Origin of the sequence: Desulforamulus putei DSM 12395 (genome assembly GCF_900129195.1) — a bacterium.
Classification (GTDB): Bacteria; Bacillota; Desulfotomaculia; order Desulfotomaculales; family Desulfotomaculaceae; genus Desulfotomaculum; species Desulfotomaculum putei.
In genome coordinates, this window is the sequence record NZ_FQUY01000002.1 from 150,556 (window position 1) to 172,076 (window position 21,521).

Sequence of the window (21,521 nt, forward strand, 5' to 3'; positions counted from 1 at the left end):
AAAAAATTACTGAAAGCAACATTAAAACTCTTAATCTGCCGGCCCCCGTGGACCGGCTTTTTTATATGAATTTGTCCAGCAAAACCACCGTTACCATGCCGGTGACCACCGTTAGAAAGATGCTCTTGCTGTAAAAACCGGCAATAAAGCAGGGAATGGCCGCCAGCAGATAGGTATTTGACAGATTGATCTGGAGCTGCCCGTCTTTCATCAGGATTTCCGGGGCCAGCAGAGCAGACAGCACCGCCACCGGGACATAACTCAGCCAGTTCAGCAATCCCTTGGAAATATTGATACGGGACAATATGGCCAGAGGCAGCATGCGGGGAATATAGGTAACAATCATCATGCCGATAATGACTGTGAGGACTTTTCCATCCATTTGTCAATCAACACTCCTATCGTAGCTGAAATAACGGTGGCCAGGATGATGTTCCAGCTGCCGGCCAGGTTCAGTTTGATACCGATGGATAAAGCCGCAGAGATTACGATGACGGCTATAGCCTTTTTGTGTCTTACCTGCAGGACCAGCAGGGCGATAAACATGGCCGGCAGCGCAAAGTCCAGGCCAAACCTTTGGGGTTCCGGGATGAAATTCCCCATCACCGAGCCCAGCACCGTGCTGGAAAGCCAGGCCAAATGGGAGGTAATGAACAACCCCCAAAAATACCATTTACTTTTTTGCTGCTTTACCACCGCCCCCATGGAGATGGCATAGGTTTCATCGGTGACCCAAAAGCTGAGCAGGGACAGAAGCTTAGCGTTGATGTTCCTCACGTAAGGGGCCAGGGAAGCGGTCATTAATAGATGACGGGAGTTGACCAAAAAAGTGGTCAGGACAATGGTGCCGATGGAAGCCTGGGCCGCCAGCAGGCCCGCTGCGATGAACTGGGCAGAACCTGCATATACCAGTAGGGACATTAAAAAAATTTCGAAGGTTGTCATCCCCGATTGTACTGCTAAAACACCAAAGGCCATGCCGATAGGGAAATAACCAAAAACCACCGGCAGGGCCGCCTGGATCCCTTCTTTTAATTCTGAACGTATCTCTGAACGAACCAAGGAACGAACCTCCTTTTGATAAAAACGTACATAGCTTTAATAATAGCAGAATTTGTCCATCACTGTCACCCAGGAATAAACTTTTGTCCGTCAAAGGGCAACTTATTTATCCACGGAAAAGGGAATCTGTTACAATACCCTCAGGGGGTGTAAAGTTTGAAGACGTCTGTTAAAGGGTTTTTCTTCTTGGTAGGGGCTACGTCCCTGTGGGGTATCTCCGGGACAGTGGCCAAAATTTTATTTAACCGGCAGGTGAACCCCATGCACCTGGTTACCATTCGGCTCACCTTATCCTTCCTGGTGTTGCTGGCCTACCTGGCCCTCTGGAAACCCCATTTATTGCGGGTAAAAAAGACCGATCTACCCTACTTGGCGGTCCTGGGGACTGCCGGCATTGCGCTGGTTCAGTTCAGTTACCTCTTCACCATCAGCCAGACCAACGTGGCTACGGCGGTGTTTTTACAGTACCTGGCGCCGGGTATTGTGGCTGCCTACGCCTTTTTGTTTCAGGGAGAGAAAATGGGCCCTGCTAAACTGCTGGCCCTGCTGCTCACCGCCGGGGGCGGTTACCTGATTGTGAACGGCGCCCCGGGAGGGGGGCTGGCAGTCAACCTGCCGGGTTTGGTAAGCGGTTTGGTTTCTGCGGCAAGCCTGGCCTTTTATACCCTTTACGGCAAGAAGGGCCTGACCACCCTGAACCCCTGGACCATGCTTTTATACTGTTTTGGTTTTGGGGCGCTGGTCTGGAATATTTTTCAGCCACCCTGGATTGCCATGGCGGGCCACAGCGCCACCGAGTGGTTATTCTTCCTCTACATCGCGGTGTTTGCCACCGTTCTGCCCTTTGGTTTTTATTTTTGCGGCTTAAACTACCTGACACCGGTCATCACCGGGTTGACCGGTACCCTGGAACCGGTGGTGGCAGCGGTGGTGGCTTTCCTGGTCCTGGGGGAATCGTTGTATCCCCTGCAGCTTGCGGGCTGTTCCATGATTTTAGCCGGCGTGATTGCCATCCAATGTTTCCCCAAACAGGAAGAGTTATATATAGTGAAATCTGTCAAGAGAGAGGGATAAAGTAAGAAAATATTCCACGCTTTTCGCTCCTTACCTCTCATAATGCAGGAATATTGAAGTTTCCAGAGAATAAAATAACTAAAGGGAATTCAAAGTACACCCCCGCACCGCTTCTTTGCATGTTTTTGTCAACAAAGCCACGGAGGTTGCTGAACCGGAAGACCGGGACCTGAATGGCTTTTTTATTTCACCTTTTAGCAATCCAAGAAAAGCCCGGGTTAAACCTTTTACCAAGGAGGGATCTATATGCACATTCCGGACGGTTTTTTAGATGCCAAAACCTGGGTTTCCGCTACGGTCATAAGCACAGGGGCCCTTGGCTACAGCATCGCCAAAACCAGAGAACAACTCAGTGACCGGCAGGTTCCCCGGCTGGGAGTGATGGCAGCCTTTATCTTTGCCGCCCAGATGGTCAATTTTCCCATTGCCGGGGGAACATCCGGACACCTGCTGGGGGCAGCCCTGGCCACAGCCCTGCTGGGCCCCTGGAGTGCCGTGATTGTTCTGGCAACGGTGCTGATGATTCAGTGTTTTGTTTTTCAGGACGGTGGCTTGACCGCCCTAGGGGCCAATATTTTAAACATGGGCGTCGTTGGCGTGCTGGTATCCGCCGGCCTGTACGGTCCTTTAAGCCGGTTAGTAAAAGGGAAGACCGGCGTTGTCCTGGCCTCCTTTGCCGCGTCCTGGGCCTCTGTAATGGCTGCGGCATTCATGACCGGCGCCGAACTTGCCCTGTCGGGGATTCCCTTTGCCGTGGTACTGCCGGCCATGCTGGGGGTTCATGCGTTGATTGGCATTGGGGAAGGTGTTATTACCGCTGCGGTGGTCCTGGCCGTCCTTAACGCAGGCTTTTCTCCCAACTGGTTGAGGAAAGGGGATGTTTGCAGTGAATAAAAAACTACTGGCCGGGTTGTTCATTGCTTTGCTTGTGGCTGTTTTTTTGTCGCCCTTTGCTTCCCCTCACCCGGACGGGTTGGAGAGGGTGGCGGAAGACCTGAATTTTATTCAGAGGGCCGAGGGGAAAGAAGTCCTTGCTTCCCCGATCCCGGATTACAGTATGCCGGGCATTAAAAGTGAATTTCTGGCCACCGGGACTGCGGGCGCCATCGGGGTGGTACTTACCTTTGGTCTAATCATGGGTATGAAAAAAATTCTGGTAAAAAAACAGGATTGCTCCGGTTAAAAAAAGAGAACTGCGGGGGTAAAAAATGCAGGGCATTGAGGACAAACCGTCTGCCGGGATCTGGATTAGAGGTGTGGATGCCAGGGTGAAGATGATTGCCGTAGTGATTTTTATCATCAACGCCACCACGCTGCAGGACAAAACACTGTTATTAACCACAGCCTTTTTGCTGCTGGGGATCTCATTGATAGCAGGGATTTCCCCGGTACACCTGGTCAAAAGGCTGGCCGTTATTCTGCCCTTCGGTGGAGTTATGGTTTCTGTTATTCCCTTTGTCACCCCCGGCGAACCTGTATGGACCCTCCAACTGGGTGCATTTAAATTAGCGGTTACCAAAGAAGGTTGGGAAGCGGCAATTCTCCCCTGCCTGCGTATGTTGACCGCTTTTTTGGGTATGGCCTTCCTCACATCCACCACATCCCTGCGGGAGATGACCCATGCTCTGAATCACCTTAAATTTCCCAAAATCCTTATTTTATTGATTGATTTCACGGTGCGCTACATCGCGGTGGTCATGGATGAACTGAACCGCATGCAGACTGCCAGGAAAGCCCGGGGATTCAAACCCGGCCGGGGTCTTTGGGACAGGCATACCGTAAAAACCATCGGCAGTACCCTGGCCATGCTTTTTCTACGGTCCTATGAAAGGGCGGAAAGGGTTTATTTGGCCATGCTGTCCAGAGGATATACCGGCCGGTACAAATGCTGCGGTCATTGTCACCGGATAAAAAAATTAGACCTCAGCTTTGGGGCCGCCATGATTACCGTTTCCTGGGCCATTAAGCTGGTGGATATGGGAGGGATTCAATGGAGCCCGCTATTGAAGTAACAAAACTGTCCTTCTCCTATAAAGATGGCACCAGGGCCCTGGACCGGTGTTCCGTTACCGTGGAGCGGGGGACGAAAGTAGCCATCTTGGGTCCCAACGGCTCGGGCAAATCCACCCTGCTGCTGCATTTTAACGGTATTCATTTAGTCCAGCAGGGGACAGTGAGGGTCCTGGGAAAAACTGTCAACCAGCACAATGAACAATGGTTGAGAAGTAAAGTGGGCCTGGTTTTTCAGGATCCGGACGATCAAATTTTCTCCGGCACCGTCTGGGAGGATGTGGCCTTTGGCCCCGTTAACCAGGGACTGCGGGGAGAGGAATTGGAAGCAAAGGTTCGCCAGGCGCTGCGCTTTGTAAACATGGAGCAGTACGGTCACAAAGTCCCCTACCACCTGAGTTACGGCCAGAAAAAGCGGGTTGCCATTGCCGGGGTGCTGGCCATGGACCCGGATATCATTGTCCTGGACGAACCGGTGGCCTTTTTGGACCCGGCGGGCAAACGGGCTTTGTTTGAACTGTTGAACCGGCTGAACCGGCAGGGGAAAACCATCGTTACCGCCACACACGATGTTGATCTAGCCGCCCGCTGGGCAGACAAAGTGATCATCCTCTGCCGGGGCAGGGTCTTGACCCAGGGCGAACCGGCATTGCTGACAGATAAAACCATCGTGCAGGAAGCGGAACTGGAGCTGCCCACAGTTACGGAAATCTTTGCGCCTTTTCCCGACCTGTGCCAGCCCAAAACACCGGTTACGGTGGAAGAAGCCCGGAGCATTATTAAACAATTACTATGAATCAAGCAAATTCAAGTTGGGGACGGTTCTTGACTTGAATTTGTGGTTATTTTTTATCAGACCGGTTGACAACGAAAATCAACATGCATATAATAAGTAATTGTTCATGGTAATGCGAACGTAGTGTTAGAAAAAGCAACCACAGGTTACAAAAAATACTATGTTGGAATAACGCTTGACAACATCTAAACAGTTTGGTAATATAATTTGTGCGAGTCCGCGAGTTGTTGTGGTGGATATAGCTCAGTTGGTCAGAGCACCAGATTGTGGCTCTGGGGGTCGTGGGTTCGAGTCCCATTATCCACCCCATAACATTTAAATAAATTATACTGGGGCGTCGCCAAGCGGTAAGGCACCGGTCTTTGGAATCGGCATTCGTTGGTTCGAATCCAGCCGCCCCAGCCATCTTTTACGTGACCCATTAGCTCAGTCGGTAGAGCACCTGACTTTTAATCAGGGTGTCCCGCGTTCGAGTCGCGGATGGGTCACCATTTTGTCTATATTACAAAATTACAAAAATATATGCGGATGTGGCGGAATTGGCAGACGCGCCAGACTTAGGATCTGGTGCCCGCAAGGCGTGGGGGTTCAAGTCCCTTCATCCGCACCAGAATGAGTAAAACCCGAGGATATTGTCCCCGGGCTTTTTGTTTTTTTTGGCCCTTTGGTCTTATTTTGGATTGGGTAAAATCTGTGCGCCTGTGAACGTGATGGGTCCAATCACGTTGGCCTGGCTCCCGGCTAAAGGAAGTTCTGCCGTCAGGAAATAACTAACTTTTTTGTGGCAGTGTTTATCACAGGGGTCAATAGGCAGCAAGGGCAAATCAACGTGCGTGAAAGTTGTAGTAGCGAGATCATCTTCATCAGCATCAGCGCTCTGGCGGCAGCTGAAAATCAATGAACCGGTAACCGGGGCATCACGAAAAATTTTGAACAAAATGTCTACCTTTTCTTCTCCATCAGCATTATTGATCGCCTGCCAGCCAACCGTGGCAGTTAACCATACCCGACTGCACACATCTAAAATGTTTAAGGCATCGTCGCCCGTTAGACAAGCAATGGTCGTCGGTGTTGTGGTAAGGGGAATGGATGTTGCGCCGCTGGTATTAGTGGGCTGCAGAGTTTGGAATTCAAACTCGGCAAGCAAGCCGCGCCTGCTCAAGAATCCGGAAGAAGCAATGGTGGCGTCTTGTTCGCTGACGGCCTCCGGATTTTGTGTTTCTTTTAATTTATCGGACATAGGGTCTAACCTCCCATACTCAGAATCTTATTCCATAGTACGTAAGAGTGTATGGAAAGGTGACCTGGTAAAAGAAATACAAAAGCCGAAAGAACACTTCCGGCTCAGTCAGAGTTATTCAGTTGATTGGCATAACAATCGGTACATATGTGAACCTTTTTGTAGACGCAAATGACATGCCTGTGGCAGACCCATTGCCCGCAAAGGCTGCATTGTTCATTACATGACGGGCATACCTCATCACCGCAGACGGCGCATTCCAATACTTTGTATGCTTGTTTATGACAAATAGGGCAAGTATTTGACATCATTCGTAATCCTCCGTTACATTTATATTAACACAATATTCTGTGTTTTTTCAATTATCTAATTAATGTATACAAAATATTAAATAAATACCTAACTAATAAAGTAATTCTCTGCAAATGTTTTGCAAACCCAAAACATTATGGTATAATTGGGATGATATAGAGTGGCCAGGGTTATGCCCTGGTATTTTAATTATTGAGGCAACTGGAAAAAATTACCCTTTTTGGCTGGAAATGATTCCGACTCCGGCAGGAGTTGGACAACCCTTCGTAGAACTAAACACAGTGTCGTATCTGTATTTGGTTTATACTACAAGGTTTATAATTACATCAGCCAGGGGAGGGTGTAATTTCAGTAGAATAAAAACTCTATCAAACAAAACATGTATCTAAGGAGGAACAATGTTGATGAAGGCCACAGCAGAAAGGATAGAAAAAAACACCGTCCTTTTGGAAATTGAGGTAGAGACCGAAAAAGTGGATCAGGCCATGAATCAGGCCTACCGGAAAATTGTGAAACAGGTGAACATTCCCGGCTTCCGGAAAGGAAAAGCGCCCAGATCATTGGTTGAGCGTTATGTGGGTAAAGAGACCCTGTTTGGTGAAGCTGCTGAAATCATCGTTCCCGAAGCCTACATGCAGGCCCTTAAGGAAACACAAACCGAACCCATCGACCAGCCCAAGATTGACATTGTGCAGGGAGAACCGGGCAAACCTCTTATCTTCAAAGCCACCGTAGAGGTCAAACCGGAGGTAACCCTTGGTGAATATAAAGGTTTAGAAGTAAAACGTCCTGCCACGGACGTTTCCGATGAAGATGTACAGGCGGAACTGGAGCGCCTGCAAAACCGTCATGCCAAACTGGTTACCATTGAAGAGGGGGAAGTGCAAAAGGACGACGTTGCCATCATTGATTTTACCGGTTATGTAGACGGCGAAGCCTTTGAAGGCGGCAACGCTGAAAATTATTCCCTGACCATCGGTTCCGGCGCCTTTATTCCAGGCTTTGAAGACCAGCTCATCGGTGTGAAAGTGGGCGAAGAAAAGGATGTCAACGTAACCTTCCCCCAAGAATACCACGCGGAGAACCTGGCCGGTAAACCTGCAACCTTTAAAGTAACCGTAAAAGAAATTAAACGCAAGGAATTGGCTCCGCTGGATGATGAATTTGCCAAGGATGTCAGTGAATTTGATACCCTTGAAGAATTAAAGTCGGACATTCGGAATAAATTAAAGGAAGCTGCCGAGACCAGGGCGAAATCTGCAGTGGAAAACGGCGTGGTAGAAGCCGTCGCCGCCAATGCCAGTGTAGAAATCCCTGAGATCATGGTGGATCAAAAGGTTGATGAAATGCTGAACAACGTAGGCCATCGCCTGGCCCAGCAGGGAATCAACCTGGACCAATATTTCAAATATACCAATACCAGCATTGATGACATGCGCCAGCGCATGAGACCGGATGCTGAAAAAACCGTAAAGAACGAGTTGGTTCTCGATGCCATTGCCAGGGCTGAGAACATCCAGGCATCCGAAGAAGAAATTAACGAAGAGATTCAAAAAATTGCTACCTATGTAAAACAGGATGCGGAAATTGTACGCAAAACCCTGGAATTACAGGGTGAACTGGGGCATATATCTCAAGATATAGCCCGCCGCAAAGTGATCTCCTTCCTGGTGGAAAATGCCAACATAGTTGAAGACACAACTAGAGCTTAAATTGAATATATTGGAAAAGTAAGCCCAAGGAAAGCCGCAAATTACAAAGATCTAAATAGATCAAGGAGGCGAGGGACTTGTCAGGTTTAGTACCAATTGTTGTGGAACAAACTAACCGGGGCGAGCGGGCGTACGACATTTACTCAAGACTGTTAAAGGATCGTATTATTTTTATCGGCGGCCCCATTGACGACCATGTGGCAGACTTGGTCATCGCTCAATTTCTGTTCCTGGAAGCGGAGGATCCTGAAAAGGATATCCACCTTTACATTAATTCACCGGGCGGTGTTGTTACGGCCGGACTGGCCATCTATGATACCATGCAATACATTAAACCTCCTGTATCCACCATCTGCCTGGGGCAGGCAGCCAGCATGGGTTCTTTCCTGCTGGCTGCCGGAACAAAGGGCAAACGTTACGCACTGCCGATGGCAAGAATTATGATTCACCAACCACTTGGCGGGGTACAGGGCCAGGCCACAGATATCGATATTCATGCCAGGGAAATCCTGCGCATGAAAGACCTGTTGAACGAAAAATTGGCCTATCACACCGGGCAGTCTTTAGAAAAGGTTGCCAGAGATACCGAGCGGGACTTCTTCATGTCCGCTGAAGAGGCCAAAAAATATGGGATCATCGATGAGGTGATGCCGTATAGGAAGTAAAGATAAAAGAGGTGGAAATATGTTTAACGAGAAAGGCCAGCTCAAGTGCTCCTTCTGCGGCAAACTGCAGGACCAAGTTAAAAAGCTTGTAGCCGGACCCGGAGTATATATCTGCGATGAGTGCATTGAATTGTGCAATGAAATCATCGAAGAAGAGTTAAGCGACGACCTCGGCTTGGATATGAGCGATTTACCAAAGCCCAAAGAAATAAAGGCTATTCTAGACCAGTATGTCATCGGCCAGGAAAACGCCAAACGACAACTGGCCGTGGCGGTCTATAACCACTACAAGCGGATTAACCTCGGGGGCAAAGTGGAAGATGTTGAACTCTCCAAGAGCAATATCGTCATGCTCGGTCCCACCGGTTGTGGTAAGACTTTGCTGGCCCAGACACTGGCTCGCTTGTTAAACGTGCCATTTGCCATCGCAGATGCCACCTCTTTAACCGAGGCAGGATATGTCGGTGAAGACGTTGAGAATATCCTGCTTAAGCTTATTCAAGCTGCGGATTATGATGTTGAGAAGGCCGAAAAGGGCATTGTATACATCGATGAAATTGATAAAATTGCCCGTAAGTCCGAGAATCCTTCCATTACCAGGGACGTTTCCGGCGAAGGAGTACAGCAGGCCCTGTTGAAGATTCTGGAGGGTACAGTTGCCAGCGTTCCGCCCCAGGGTGGCCGCAAGCACCCGCACCAGGAATTCATCCAACTGGATACCACCAACATTTTGTTTATCTGCGGCGGCGCCTTCGATGGGATTGAAAAAATCATTCAAAACCGCATCGGCAAGAAGCAAATGGGCTTCGGTGCAGAGATCCAGACCAGAAAGGAACAAAAAATCGGTGAGATCCTGGCCAACATCTTGCCGGAAGACCTTCTCAAATTTGGTTTGATTCCCGAATTTGTGGGACGTTTGCCTGTCATTGTCACTTTGGATGCCCTGGATGAAGAGGCTCTCGTCCGCATTCTGACCGAACCCAAGAACGCCCTGGCCAAACAGTATGAAAAACTGTTCGAGCTGGACGGCGTAACCCTGGAAATCCAGCCGGACGCTCTGCGTGAGGTGGCCAGAGAGGCCCTCAAACGCAATACCGGCGCCCGCGGCCTCCGCGCCATCATGGAAGAGGTCATGTTAAACATCATGTATGACATTCCTTCCCGCAAGGATATCTCAAAAGTCATCATCACCAAGGAAGCCATCCTCAAGAAGGGTGAACCGCTTCTTATTACAATGGATAATAAGAAGAAAAAGGAAGAAACGGCGTGATTAGTACAGATTTCGACACGGAGTTTAGGCTCCGTGTTTTTGCTTTTCTATGGGAGTTGTTATGCCGATTCTAGCCATTAGCTATTAGCCTTTTCTGGTTTTGCTCTGACTTGATAGGCTTTTAGTAAACTAAACCTATAAGAAATGAGAGTAAGTTAAACAACAGGAACAGCAAGCAATACCCCAAAGTCAAAAAGCCGATGGCCAAAGGCTAAAGGCTAATGGCCGACCCAAAAGAAATACCCGTTAGCATGTGTAAAACCTGGCCTTTTTAGTAATAATACAAAAAGGAACTCAACCTAAAGGAGGCATTGCTATGGGGGAGCTTACCAGTCTTGGGGGTTTTCTCACCTTTATACAGGTATTCTTTGCGGTGGTCATCGGACTTTATTTTTGGAATTTGCTGAAGGCCCAGCAGGGTAATAAGACAGCTGTGGAAAAAGAGTCCCGTAAAGAAATGGAGAAGCTTCAGCGGCTGCGGTCCATCTCTTTAACCGAACCGCTGGCAGAGAAAACCAGACCCAAAAACTTCAGCGAAATCATTGGTCAGGAAGAAGGGCTTAAATCCCTCAGGGCTGCCCTCTGCGGTCCCAACCCGCAACACGTTATTATTTACGGTCCCCCGGGGGTGGGTAAAACGGCTGCAGCCCGCTTGGTATTGGAAGAGGCCAAAAAATCACCCAACTCACCCTTTAAGGAAAACGCAAAGTTTATCGAACTGGATGCCACTACGGCCCGTTTTGATGAAAGGGGCATTGCCGACCCGTTGATTGGGTCGGTGCATGATCCTATTTATCAGGGTGCCGGTCCCATGGGGATGGCGGGGATTCCCCAGCCCAAGCCCGGCGCTGTCACCAAGGCCCACGGGGGTATGCTTTTCATTGACGAAATCGGGGAACTGCACCCAATCCAGATGAATAAACTGTTAAAAGTGTTGGAGGACCGTAAAGTCTTTTTGGAGAGCGCTTATTACAGCTCCGAAGACACCAACATTCCCACCCATATTCATGATATTTTTCAGAACGGTTTGCCGGCCGATTTTCGCATGGTGGGGGCAACCACCCGGACGCCGGAAGAAATTCCCCCGGCCATCCGCTCCCGGTGTTTAGAAATTTTCTTCCGGCCTCTGCTGCCGGATGAAATTGAAAAAATCGCGGCCAACGCGGCCCAGAAAATCGGTTTCCCGTTGGAAGAGGGCGCTTTAGATGTGATAAAACGCTATGCCACCAATGGCCGCGAGGCGGTTAACATCATTCAAATTGCCGGTGGCATTGCCCTTACCGAGGGAAGAAAAGAAATTCTGGTACGGGACATCGAGTGGGTTATCCACAGCGGCCAGTACACCCCGCGACCGGAACGGAAGATCAACCCGCAGCCCCAAGTTGGCGTGGTGAACGGCCTGGCGGTCTACGGCCCCAATATGGGTATCCTTTCTGAGGTGGAGGCCACCGTTATCCCCGCGGCTGAAGGAGCGGGCAAAATTACCGTTACCGGCGTGGTTGAGGAAGAAGAAATCGGCGGCAGCGGCAAAAGGATACGCCGCAAGAGCATGGCCCGCAGCTCGGTGGAGAATGTTGTCACGGTGCTGCGGCGGGTGATGGATGTAGACCCGAGAAACTATGATATCCACGTTAATTTCCTGGGCAGCGGCCTGGTGGACGGGCCCTCGGCCGGGGTCACCATTGCCACCGCCATCTACTCTGCCATTAAGGGAATCCCGGTGGACAATACCGTGGCCATGACCGGTGAAATCTCTATCCGGGGGCTGGTGAAACCGGTGGGCGGCATTGTGGCCAAAGTGGAGGCAGCCCGCCAGGCCGGAGTTAAAAAAGTCTTTATTCCCGAAGAAAATTACCAGGAAATATTTAAAAACATGGAGGACATTACCGTGGTAGCGGTAGAAACACTGGACGAGGTGATCAAAGGAGCCTTAATAGGCCAGTCTCTGGCAGAGGAGCCCAAATGGCAACCGGTCCCGGCGGCACTGGAAATACCTGCTGCAGCCTTTTTGTCCCAGGAAGCTGCCAAATCCTGATCATGTATAAAATAATTGCGAATTATGAAACATCCTGTAAGCGGAGAATAACAAATTGGCTTCTGCAAGCTTAAGAAACCCAGCTATTGCTGGGTTTTTTCCGTTACTGGGAATTATTGTTGTGGCGAGATTCTTAATTTTTATGTTATGATTACTGTATTCTGGTTCACTAGTTAATGATCATATGATTGGAGTATACAAGGAGGTGTAGCAGTGAATTCCGTAATGAAATCTCTACCTCTGCTTCCTCTGCGGGGCATTCTGGTTTTTCCCTATATGGTGATTCATCTGGATGTGGGTCGGGAGAAATCGGTACAGGCCATTGAAGAAGCCATGGTGCAGGACAGAATGATCTTCCTGGCGACCCAGAAGGAAGCGCAGACCGATGAACCCACAGCGGACGACATTTACCAGGTAGGAACTGTAGCTGAAGTTAAGCAATTACTAAAACTTCCGGGCGGTACCATCAGGGTGCTGGTGGAAGGCATTGCCCGGGCCAAAATAAATAAATACTATCATCTGGAACCCTATTTCAGGGTGGAAATTGAACAGTACGCCGAAGAATTTGAGAAAAACCCTGAAATTGAAGCCCTTATGCGGAGCCTGGTTTACCAGTTTGAACAATATGTGAAACTATCCAAGCGCATACCCCCGGAAACCGTGGTTTCGGTGGTAAACCTGGAAGAACCCGGGCGCCTGGCCGATATTATCGCTTCCCACTTAGCGCTGCGTATCGAGGATAAGCAAAAGGTGCTGGAAGCCGTTGATATCGTGGAGCGGTTGGAAAAACTCTGCGCCATTGTGGCCAGGGAGCTGGAAATTGTGGAACTGGAGCGGAAAATCAACATCAGGGTCCGCAAGCAAATGGAAAAAACCCAGAAGGAATACTACCTGAGGGAACAAATGAAGGCTATCCAAAAGGAACTGGGCGAAAAGGACGAACGGGTAGCTGAATGTGAAGAACTGAGAGAAAAAATTGCCAAGGCCAAACTGCCCAAAGAGGCCGAGGAAAAGGCCCTCAAAGAAGTGGAGCGTTTGGAGAAAATGCCTCCCATGGCTGCGGAGGCCACGGTAGTGCGCAATTATCTGGACTGGCTCCTTAGCCTTCCCTGGAGCAAGAGCACCCGGGACCGTATCGATATTAAAGCCGCCCAGGAGGTGTTGGACGCTGACCATTACGGGTTGAAAGACCCCAAGGAAAGAATTATTGAATACCTGGCCATTCGTAAGCTGGCCAAGAAGATGAAGGGTCCCATCCTGTGCCTGGTGGGACCGCCGGGTGTGGGAAAAACCTCTTTGGGTCGTTCCATTGCCCGGGCGCTGGACCGCAAGTTTATTCGCATTTCCCTGGGCGGCGTCCGGGACGAGGCTGAAATCCGTGGACACCGCCGGACCTATGTGGGCGCCATGCCCGGACGGATCATTCAAGGCATGCGCACCGCCGGTTCCAAGAACCCGGTCTTCCTGCTGGACGAAATTGATAAGATGGCCAGCGATTTCCGGGGGGATCCGGCTTCTGCGCTGCTGGAAGTGCTGGATCCTGAACAAAACAGCACCTTCAGCGATCACTACATTGAGACACCCTTTGACCTTTCCAATGTAATGTTCATTACTACCGCCAACAACATGTGGTCAATCCCCCGTCCATTGCTGGATCGGATGGAAGTTATTCAGATTTCTGGGTATACTGAAGATGAAAAACTGCAAATCGCCAAACGTCACCTGCTACCCAAACAAATCAAGGAACATGGCCTGTCCGAAGACATGATCAGTGTTTCGGACAACACCCTGCTTAAAGTGATCCGGGAGTACACCCGGGAATCCGGTGTGCGTAACCTGGAGCGCAAAATTGCAACCATCTGCCGTAAAACTGCCAAGAAAATTGTGGCAGGGGAGGCGGCAAGAGTGAAGGTTACCGCTCAGAACTTGGAGCAGTTCCTGGGAATTCCCCGTTACCGTTACGGGGTGGCTGAGCAAAATGATGAGGTTGGCACCGTTACCGGCCTGGCTTGGACCGAAGTGGGCGGCGACACCCTGGTAATTGAAGTGACCACCTATAAAGGCAGCGGTCGTATGACCCTGACCGGCAAACTGGGCGAAGTGATGAAAGAATCCGCCCAGGCGGGCTACAGCTACGTGCGCAGCCGGGCCCAGGATTTGGGCATTGATCAGGAGTTATTTGAAAAGTGGGATTTGCACATTCACATTCCCGAGGGGGCCATTCCCAAGGACGGTCCCTCGGCGGGGATTACCATGGCCACTGCCATGGCCTCGGTGCTCACCGGCCGCAAGGTGCGCCACGATGTGGCCATGACCGGCGAAATCACCCTGCGGGGGCGGGTACTGCCGGTGGGCGGCATTAAAGAAAAAGTGATGGCTGCCCACAGGGCCGGCAATAAAGTGATTATACTGCCCAGGGACAATAAAAAGGATCTGGAAGATATTCCGAACAACATTAAAAAGCAGCTGGAATTTAAACTGGTGGATCACATGGATCAAGTGCTGGAAATTGCCCTGCTGGAAAAGGAAGTGGTGCAAACCGACGTGGTGGAGCCTGAAGCGGCGGCCACCATTGACAATCCTCACTTTACCCCCATGGATCACCAGGAAGTCCAGCAGCAAGGAGGAACCCATTTACCGTCGTGAAGATTGTTGCCGCTGAGTTTTTAACCAGTGCAGTGAACCCCGGGGGTTATCCCCCGGGGAATTTACCCGAAGTGGCCTTTGTGGGCCGCTCCAATGTGGGCAAGTCGTCCTTAATCAACAGGTTGGTCAACCGTAAGGGCTTGGCCAGAACCAGCAGCACCCCCGGCAGGACGCAACTGATTAATTTTTTTAAAATTAATGACCAATTTGTCATGGTAGACCTGCCTGGTTACGGCTATGCCAGGGTGCCCGATGAAGTGCGGGCCAAGTGGGGAAAAATGATTGAGGGGTATTTAAAGAACAGAGAGCCCCTGAAAGGGGTGTTCCTGCTCTTGGACTGCCGCCATACCCCCACTTCCCAGGACAAACAAATGTACGGGTGGCTGCTGCATTACAGGCTGCCTACGGTGGTGGTGGCCACCAAAATTGATAAAATCTCCAACAACCAGTGGGCCAGGCAGCAGGCAGTGATCAAAAAATCCCTTCCTTTAGCCCCGGAACATCAACTGATCCCCTTTTCCGCCGAAACCGGCCGGGGCCGGGATGAACTGCTGGGAGTTATAAAAAATTGGATACATAACACGGTCAGTCAAAGGTCGGTAGAAAAAGAGTAACCGCTGGTCAAACGCCAGCGGTTTTTTCGACATTTTTTACGGGGGGTCTGACCCCCTATTTGGAACGTTTGGTGGGTAAGATGCTTTTTTTCTCCCAGTTCACGGAAGCTCGCACCAGTTCTAAAATATCACCGGCGTATTTTAGTACAGGGAAATTTGTGTTATAGAATAACTGTTTAATAATAGGAGAAGTGGCGGTTGTCACCAAGCGGTCATAATCTTTATTTTCCATTGTATTGATAATTTCCCGCAAACGAACAGACCTTCTCATTTCCTGGTCCAACTTATCGGCCAGTTTTGTAAAGCACCGGTTTCCCCTAATGGCCCGGGCCGCCAGGACACCGCTGCGCAGGGAGGATACCGTGCCAAAGCCTAAAAAAGACTCCATAAAACCACCGGCAGCCCCCACCAAAAGAATGTTTCCTACCTGGTGCGGGTAAGCGGTACCTGCGACGTGTTCCAGCAAAAAGTTTTCTTCGATGTGATAATCAAGTTTCTCCTTCTTTAAAAAAGTAACCCAGTGCCTCTCCGTTTCCCCAGGTTTGGCATTGGCGTGGATTAACACCAGGCTGGCCCTGGTGGGGCTAAAGGCGGTTAAATAAGCATAGGCCCCCAGGGCATAATCGGTATTCACCCACATAATCAGTTCTTCCGGGTCAAACTTACCTTGAACAACAGCCCCCCGAACCATGGTGCTAAAGATATCTTTCCAAATACCGAGGGTTGCGGCAACCTGCCGGTTGCCGGTGGCCACCACCACATAGTCATATTCCCCGGCCAATGCCGAGTAATCACCCCGGCAGTTATAATTGACCCGGCTTTTCAGGCTGTTGACCAACTGGGTCTCCAGGGAACGCGGTCCCTGCCCCCGTTCCAAGAAATAGCCAAAATTGCCCGACCGGACAACCCTTTTGACCCTGGGAGCATTCATCGTGATTTTCTTCCAGGTGGCCAGGGGATGGATCTCTAAATGATATTCTTTTTTTAACCACTCCAATTGGTCCCGCACAGGCCGGTTCATCAGCTGCAGGATGCCTGCCACATGGGGAAAGAGTTCCCCGCAACGGGGGCGCTCTTCAAAAATATCCGGGTATATGCCTAGGCGTTCTAACTCATGGGCGCAGGCCAGACCCGATACTCCGGCGCCGATGATGGCAACACGCAAGGGAAGCACCTCCGCCAGGAAACCAGGTTCCCTTATAGTGTACCCGGCATCTTTTCGATTATTTATTATGCGGTAGAATCCTTTTTCCGCCAACTACTTAAAGTCCAGCGTCTTAATCTTCTCCCACCAGGTCTTTTCCTTTTCCTTTTCCGGCGGGACATATTCCACCGTCCGGGCGGCCTTCCTGGCAAACTTTGTATAGACCCCGTCTTTATAGTTCACCGGGTTGGTCAATTCGCCGGCTCTTTTAACATAATTCTGTAAATTTTCATAGTCCTCTTGCGGGATCACCGGACTTTTATCCCAAAGGCCCAACTTTTTGTAACGCTCAATAATTTTGGTCAAGGTCTGACGGTCCAGGTCGGGGAAATAGGGGGCCACCACTCTGGCCGCTTCCACCGGGGTATGATAATCCAGCCAGAGCATCCCCTTGCACAGGCCGTTGACCAGCTTCTGGCATTGCCTGCTGTGCCCCTTCAGGTAAGATGCCGGCGCCATAAGGGCCAGGGCAGGCACAGGACCCACGGCTGTCCCCAGGAAGACAGCGGTTTTGCCAAAACCGTTCTGCTCGATCAAGGTGGCCTGTGGTTCTGACATCTGGACAAAATGTCCTAAACCGGCCTGAAAGGCGCCTTCTTTTAAATTCGGCGGCAGGTTTTGAATGATAATGACCTGGTGCTGCAGGATCAATTTGTTTTGTTTGAGGGCTTCTTCCAAAATGATGTTGGACTGGGTATCCGGCGCATCCCCCAGGATACTTTTCTTCTTCACCCGGTCCCAGGAAAAGGGCTGGGTTTCCTCACGTCCCAACAGAAAGGAGCCCTCTTTGCGGGCTAACCCTGCAAAGGCCACCAGGTCCGCCCCGGTTCCCAGCGGACGGGTGAATAATGCCTGGCTGAGGTTACCCAACAACACATCTGCCTGATCGTTCAGCTTCAACTCTTCCTGCGCCGCCTCCTTCAGCACAGAGGATTCCACCCGGAGATCTTGCTCCCGGTAAAAACCTTGGGCCAGGGCGATATAATGCGGCAGCGCCAGCAAGGAACGCTCTGTTTCTGCGACCTTCACGATGTCCGGTTTTGCCGGCTCTTTACTGTACAGGAGATAGGTCCTGACCCCGTGTGTTCCTAAACCCGCTGCAATGGCTGCCAGCAGCACAAGCAAAAACCATTTCCAAGGCCTTCTCAAGAAAGATCAACCCCTTTCAACCCAAGCAATCCAATCCACTACTATGTTTATTTAAGTGATTCAATTTAATAACCATATTTTGGTTTGATGGGCATAATTTTGGGAAGCGGGCATACATATGTAAGAGAATTTTTTTAAGGGGGTCCGGAAAAGATGGGCAGATTAACCTTTGTGCAGTGGCATAAGCATGGTGTAAAAGGGGACAGGCCCTTTAAAAGGGGGGCAGTGGGGACAGGCCTGGTACAGGCCTTTAGTGTCACCCTGTCGGTATTTTTAATGATGGGGTTTGTGGTGGTGGTCACCAACCAACCGGTCTATCATTTTTCCCCGGCTGTCTTGCTCACCATTCTGGTTTCCGCAGCCGTCGGGGGAATGGGAGCCGGGGCTGCGGCAGGTATCCGGGGCTGGCAGCACGGGGGCATGACCGGGTTGATTTACGGCATGCTCTTTGTGGCGGCAGGGGCTCTGACGGGGTTACCGGTTTTGGACCCGGTATTAATAAACCTGGCCATGGCCGTGCTGGGAGCGGTAGGCGGTGTTATCGGGGTCAACCTGCCTGCTGTAAGAAAGCGTGCTGTCCGCAGAAGATACCTGAGCTCTCGCAAGTAGGTTTGGTTGACACAGACTCTGAAAATTATTAAACTATTGGGTAGGCAAAGTCGAAGAAGGGGAGTTCCGGGACCCTTTGGTCGCAGAGAGGAAGGCCCGTGGCTGCAAGGCCTTCTGTCCAAAACCCCAGGATGTCGCCCCGGAGACGCCAGGCTGAACCACCAGTAGGCCTGGACGGGCAGGCCCGTTACAGCCCTGTGAGTTGCCACCCGATCAATGTTTTGCTTTGTTGTGGGTGGAAACAAGGTGGTACCGCGGAAAGCAGCTTCCGTCCTTGATTTGGACGGGAGCTTTTTTAATGCTATTGGCCGTTAGTATTGGCCATTGGCTTTTGGTTATTGGCTTTAAGCATAGTATTAAGGAGTGTTTTTTATTCTGAATACTACCTTTTGTCAAAAGCCAATGGCTAAAGGCCAAAAGCCAACAGCCAATAGCCAACAACCAACCGCCAAAAAGGAGTAGTGATTCTACGTGACCGAGAACAACATTCCAACCGTGTACAATCCCAGGGAGGTGGAAGGCAAGTGGTACCGTCACTGGGAAAACAACAAGTATTTTCACGCGGAAGTAGAGAAGGATAAGACTCCCTTCTGCATTGTGATGCCGCCGCCGAACGTCACCGGACAACTGCACATGGGCCATGCCCTGGACAATACACTGCAGGACATCTTGACCCGCTGGCGCCGCATGCAGGGCTACAACACCCTGTGGGTTCCGGGCACCGACCACGCGGGTATCGCCACCCAGGCCAAAGTGGAAGAACAACTGGCCAAAGAGGGCCTGTCAAAATATGACCTGGGCCGAGAAAAATTCCTGGAGCGGGTTTGGAACTGGAAGGAACAGTATGGCAACCGCATTACCACCCAGCTGCGCCGCCTAGGCGCCTCCTGCGACTGGGACCGGGAGCGCTTTACCATGGATGAAGGATGCTCCAAGGCGGTGCTGGAAGTGTTTGTTCGCCTGTACGAGCAGGGGCTGATTTACCGGGATTACTATATTACCAACTGGTGCCCCCATTGCCAGACCACCATCTCCGACATTGAAGTGGAGCACTTGGACAGGCCCGGCCAGCTTTATTACATTAAATACCCCGCCAAGGACAATCCCGAAGAATATATCGTGATTGCCACCACCCGCCCGGAAACCATGCTGGGAGACGTGGCTGTCGCTGTCAACCCCGAGGATGACCGCTACCTGCACCTGGTGGGCAAAACCCTGATCCTGCCGATTGTGGGACGGGAACTGCCGGTGATCGCCGATGCCTACTGCGACCCCACCTTCGGCACCGGCGCTGTGAAGATGACGCCGGCCCACGACCCCAACGACTTTGAAATCGGCCGCCGGCACGGGTTGCCCGAGGTGGTGGTCATTGACAAATACGGCAAAATGAATGAAAATGCCGGTAAATACCAGGGCATGGACCGCTGGGAATGCCGCAAGCAAATTGTCCGTGATCTGGAAGCCATGGGCGCCCTGGTGAAAGTGGAAGACATCAGCCACGCTGTGGGCCACTGCTACCGTTGCAGCACTGCCATTGAACCCATGCTGTCCAAACAGTGGTTCGTAAAAATGAAACCCCTGGCCGAGCCGGCCATTGAGGCTGTTAAAGACGGACGTATTACCTTTATTCCGGAACGCTTCACCAAGATTTATTTGAATTGGATGGAGAACATCCGTGACTGGTGTATTTCCCGCCAGCTCTGGTGGGGGCACCGCATACCCGTTTACTACTGCCAGGATTGTGATGAAACAGTGGCCTCCATTACCCCGGTAACCGGTTGCAGCAAATGCGGCGGTAAGATGGAGCAGGACCCCGATGTGCTGGACACCTGGTTCTCCTCTGCCCTGTGGCCCTTTTCCACCCTGGGCTGGCCTGACAAGACGCCCGAGCTGGAACATTTTTACCCCACTTCGGTGCTGGTCACCGGGCGCGACATTATTTTCTTCTGGGTGGCCCGCATGATTTTCTCCGGGCTCCGCTTCATGGATCAGGAACCCTTTAAGGAAGTCTTTATCCACGGACTGGTGTTGGACTCCCTGGGACGCAAGATGAGCAAGTCCCTGGGCAATGGGGTGGACCCCCTGGATGTTATTGAAAGCCACGGCGCCGATTCCCTGCGGTTTATGCTGATCACCGGCAACACCCCCGGCAACGACCTGCGCTTCCATTTCGAACGGCTGGACGGCGCCCGTAATTTTGCCAACAAGTTATGGAACGCTTCCCGCTTTGTTATGATGAACCTGGGGGATTACGACCCTGCCGCCCAAGGCGGCCCCTATACCCTGGCGGACCGCTGGATTTTAAGCCGCCTGCAGAGCGCTGTTTCCCAGGTAACCGACTACCTGGAGCGTTACGAACTGGGTGAAGCAGCCCGTGTGCTGTACGAGTTCATTTGGAGCGAGTTCTGCGACTGGTACATTGAACTGGCGAAACCCCGTCTGTTTGGCAAAACCACACCGGAGGACCGGGTCACCGCCCAGCAGGTACTGGTGCAGGTATTAAGGGAGACCCTGGAACTGCTCCATCCCTTCATGCCCTTCATCACCGAGGAAATCTGGCAGAAACTGCCCCACCGGGGGGAAAGCATCATGCTGGCCCAATGGCCTACCCCGGATGAAAGCCTGCAGGATGAAACCGCCGAGGCGGCAATGGCCGTGCTGATTGAAGTAATCACCGCCATTCGCCGCATCCGGGGCGAGATGAACGTGCCTCCCGGCAAAAGGGCCGAGGCCGTGCTGGTATCCGGTGATGCAGGATGCCGCGGCATTCTGGAAAGAAACACCGCCTATATCCAGGGGCTGGCCAATGCCGAAGTGAAGGTGCTGGCTGAACTGCAGCAAAAACCGGACCAGTCCGCCAGTGCCGTAACCCGTGGCGTTGAGATCTTCGTACCCCTCAAGGGGCTCATTGACCTGGACAAAGAAATGGCCCGCTTAAACAAAGAACTGAAAGCTGTCCAAGCCGACCTTGCCCGGGTGCAAGGCAAACTGAACAACCAGGGCTTCCTGGCCAAAGCCCCGGCGGACGTCATTGAAAAGGAAAGGGCCAAGGAGCAGGAGCTCACCATGAAAGCCAATGCTTTGCAAGACCGCCTGGCGATGTTAAGTTAGACTTATGGGCTA

The 21,521-nt window shown here is 51.2% G+C and carries 18 protein-coding genes and 4 tRNA genes; 17 read left to right on the forward strand and 5 right to left on the reverse strand.

The genetic code is table 11. From position 1 onward, the window contains the following. Window positions 1–61: 61 nt before the first annotated feature. Both BUB67_RS02895 and BUB67_RS02900 read right to left on the reverse strand, forming a co-directional pair. The gene (locus BUB67_RS02895; protein WP_073235452.1) at window positions 62–382 is read right to left on the reverse strand and encodes an AzlD domain-containing protein; all 321 of its coding nucleotides are present in this window, start codon (window positions 380–382) and stop codon (window positions 62–64) included. Continuing rightward, entirely contained in the window at window positions 346–1,062 is a 717-nt protein-coding gene (locus tag BUB67_RS02900; protein ID WP_073235454.1) for an AzlC family ABC transporter permease, read from the reverse strand. The genes BUB67_RS02895 and BUB67_RS02900 overlap by 37 nt, the downstream gene beginning before the upstream one ends. Before the next feature lie 156 nt (window positions 1,063–1,218). On the opposite strand from BUB67_RS02900, the gene BUB67_RS02905 reads away from it, so the two are divergent. The 9 genes from BUB67_RS02905 to BUB67_RS02945 all read left to right on the forward strand — a co-directional run bounded on the left by BUB67_RS02905 (window position 1,219) and on the right by BUB67_RS02945 (window position 5,552). Beyond that, the gene (locus tag BUB67_RS02905; RefSeq protein WP_073235457.1) at window positions 1,219–2,136 is read left to right on the forward strand and encodes a DMT family transporter; all 918 of its coding nucleotides are present in this window, start codon (window positions 1,219–1,221) and stop codon (window positions 2,134–2,136) included. A 246-nt stretch (window positions 2,137–2,382) separates the two neighbouring features. Next, window positions 2,383–3,030, forward strand: a complete 648-nt coding sequence (locus BUB67_RS02910; RefSeq protein WP_073235464.1) for an energy-coupling factor ABC transporter permease — start codon at window positions 2,383–2,385, stop codon at window positions 3,028–3,030. Beyond that, window positions 3,023–3,319, forward strand: coding sequence for a PDGLE domain-containing protein (locus tag BUB67_RS02915; protein WP_073235471.1), 297 nt, complete (start codon window positions 3,023–3,025; stop codon window positions 3,317–3,319). Before BUB67_RS02910 ends, BUB67_RS02915 begins: the two co-directional genes overlap by 8 nt. A 25-nt stretch (window positions 3,320–3,344) precedes the next feature. Further along, window positions 3,345–4,148 (forward strand): cobalt ECF transporter T component CbiQ, encoded by an 804-nt coding sequence (gene cbiQ / locus BUB67_RS02920; protein WP_073235474.1) that lies wholly within the window; start codon window positions 3,345–3,347, stop codon window positions 4,146–4,148. Beyond that, window positions 4,127–4,942: an ATP-binding cassette domain-containing protein gene (locus BUB67_RS02925; RefSeq protein ID WP_073235477.1), complete on the forward strand. Its 816-nt coding sequence runs from the start codon at window positions 4,127–4,129 to the stop codon at window positions 4,940–4,942. The genes cbiQ and BUB67_RS02925 overlap by 22 nt, the downstream gene beginning before the upstream one ends. Window positions 4,943–5,174: 232 nt before the next feature. After that, window positions 5,175–5,251, forward strand: a tRNA-His gene (locus BUB67_RS02930). 21 nt (window positions 5,252–5,272) lie between these two features. Then, window positions 5,273–5,347, forward strand: a tRNA-Gln gene (locus BUB67_RS02935). 10 nt (window positions 5,348–5,357) lie between these two features. Next, window positions 5,358–5,433 (forward strand) — tRNA-Lys (locus BUB67_RS02940). 33 nt (window positions 5,434–5,466) lie between these two features. After that, a tRNA-Leu gene (locus BUB67_RS02945) sits at window positions 5,467–5,552 on the forward strand. A gap of 60 nt (window positions 5,553–5,612) precedes the next feature. On the opposite strand, the gene BUB67_RS02950 is transcribed toward BUB67_RS02945, so the two are convergent. Then, a complete protein-coding gene (locus BUB67_RS02950) occupies window positions 5,613–6,182 on the reverse strand; it encodes a hypothetical protein (protein ID WP_073235480.1) in 570 nt (189 codons plus the stop codon). 716 nt (window positions 6,183–6,898) lie between these two features. Here BUB67_RS02950 and tig point away from each other — a divergent pair. The 6 genes from tig to yihA all read left to right on the forward strand — a co-directional run bounded on the left by tig (window position 6,899) and on the right by yihA (window position 15,436). Next, a complete protein-coding gene (gene tig, locus BUB67_RS02955) occupies window positions 6,899–8,206 on the forward strand; it encodes a trigger factor (RefSeq protein WP_073235483.1) in 1,308 nt (435 codons plus the stop codon). Between the two features lie 77 nt (window positions 8,207–8,283). After that, window positions 8,284–8,871, forward strand: a complete 588-nt coding sequence (gene clpP / locus BUB67_RS02960; RefSeq protein WP_073235486.1) for an ATP-dependent Clp endopeptidase proteolytic subunit ClpP — start codon at window positions 8,284–8,286, stop codon at window positions 8,869–8,871. Window positions 8,872–8,890: 19 nt separating this feature from the next. Further along, window positions 8,891–10,141: an ATP-dependent Clp protease ATP-binding subunit ClpX gene (clpX, locus tag BUB67_RS02965; RefSeq protein ID WP_073235489.1), complete on the forward strand. Its 1,251-nt coding sequence runs from the start codon at window positions 8,891–8,893 to the stop codon at window positions 10,139–10,141. 316 nt (window positions 10,142–10,457) lie between these two features. Next, window positions 10,458–12,176, forward strand: a complete 1,719-nt coding sequence (gene lonB / locus BUB67_RS02970) for an ATP-dependent protease LonB (protein WP_073235493.1) — start codon at window positions 10,458–10,460, stop codon at window positions 12,174–12,176. A gap of 213 nt (window positions 12,177–12,389) precedes the next feature. Beyond that, on the forward strand, window positions 12,390–14,822 hold the full coding sequence (gene lon / locus BUB67_RS02975) for an endopeptidase La (RefSeq protein WP_073235496.1): 2,433 nt from the start codon (window positions 12,390–12,392) through the stop codon (window positions 14,820–14,822). Then, window positions 14,819–15,436 carry a ribosome biogenesis GTP-binding protein YihA/YsxC gene (gene yihA, locus BUB67_RS02980; protein ID WP_073235499.1) on the forward strand — a complete coding sequence of 206 codons (618 nt, stop codon included), beginning with the start codon at window positions 14,819–14,821 and terminating at the stop codon, window positions 15,434–15,436. Before lon ends, yihA begins: the two co-directional genes overlap by 4 nt. Window positions 15,437–15,491: 55 nt before the next feature. Here the strand turns inward: yihA and BUB67_RS02985 are convergent, their stop codons facing one another. Both BUB67_RS02985 and BUB67_RS02990 read right to left on the reverse strand, forming a co-directional pair. Further along, entirely contained in the window at window positions 15,492–16,610 is a 1,119-nt protein-coding gene (locus BUB67_RS02985) for an NAD(P)/FAD-dependent oxidoreductase (RefSeq protein WP_238456935.1), read from the reverse strand. 84 nt (window positions 16,611–16,694) lie between these two features. After that, window positions 16,695–17,789 carry an ABC transporter substrate-binding protein gene (locus BUB67_RS02990; RefSeq protein WP_073235502.1) on the reverse strand — a complete coding sequence of 365 codons (1,095 nt, stop codon included), beginning with the start codon at window positions 17,787–17,789 and terminating at the stop codon, window positions 16,695–16,697. A gap of 153 nt (window positions 17,790–17,942) precedes the next feature. On the opposite strand from BUB67_RS02990, the gene BUB67_RS02995 reads away from it, so the two are divergent. Both BUB67_RS02995 and BUB67_RS03000 read left to right on the forward strand, forming a co-directional pair. Beyond that, window positions 17,943–18,398 carry a TIGR04086 family membrane protein gene (locus tag BUB67_RS02995; RefSeq protein ID WP_073235506.1) on the forward strand — a complete coding sequence of 152 codons (456 nt, stop codon included), beginning with the start codon at window positions 17,943–17,945 and terminating at the stop codon, window positions 18,396–18,398. A 471-nt stretch (window positions 18,399–18,869) separates the two neighbouring features. After that, entirely contained in the window at window positions 18,870–21,509 is a 2,640-nt protein-coding gene (locus BUB67_RS03000; protein ID WP_073235509.1) for a valine--tRNA ligase, read from the forward strand. Window positions 21,510–21,521 lie beyond the last annotated feature (12 nt).

What these genes read in the sequence shown, in the direction of transcription:
- BUB67_RS02950 (WP_073235480.1), bottom strand. Translation starts at nt 6,182, where the DNA reads ATGTCCGATAAATTAAAAGAAACACAAAATCCGGAGGCCGTCAGCGAA.
- tig (WP_073235483.1), top strand. Translation starts at nt 6,899, where the DNA reads ATGAAGGCCACAGCAGAAAGGATAGAAAAAAACACCGTCCTTTTGGAA.
- lonB (WP_073235493.1), top strand. Translation starts at nt 10,458, where the DNA reads ATGGGGGAGCTTACCAGTCTTGGGGGTTTTCTCACCTTTATACAGGTA.
- BUB67_RS02995 (WP_073235506.1), top strand. Translation starts at nt 17,943, where the DNA reads ATGGGCAGATTAACCTTTGTGCAGTGGCATAAGCATGGTGTAAAAGGG.
- BUB67_RS02925 (WP_073235477.1), top strand. Translation starts at nt 4,127, where the DNA reads ATGGAGCCCGCTATTGAAGTAACAAAACTGTCCTTCTCCTATAAAGAT.
- cbiQ (WP_073235474.1), top strand. Translation starts at nt 3,345, where the DNA reads ATGCAGGGCATTGAGGACAAACCGTCTGCCGGGATCTGGATTAGAGGT.
- clpX (WP_073235489.1), top strand. Translation starts at nt 8,891, where the DNA reads ATGTTTAACGAGAAAGGCCAGCTCAAGTGCTCCTTCTGCGGCAAACTG.
- BUB67_RS02910 (WP_073235464.1), top strand. Translation starts at nt 2,383, where the DNA reads ATGCACATTCCGGACGGTTTTTTAGATGCCAAAACCTGGGTTTCCGCT.
- BUB67_RS02895 (WP_073235452.1), bottom strand. Translation starts at nt 382, where the DNA reads ATGGATGGAAAAGTCCTCACAGTCATTATCGGCATGATGATTGTTACC.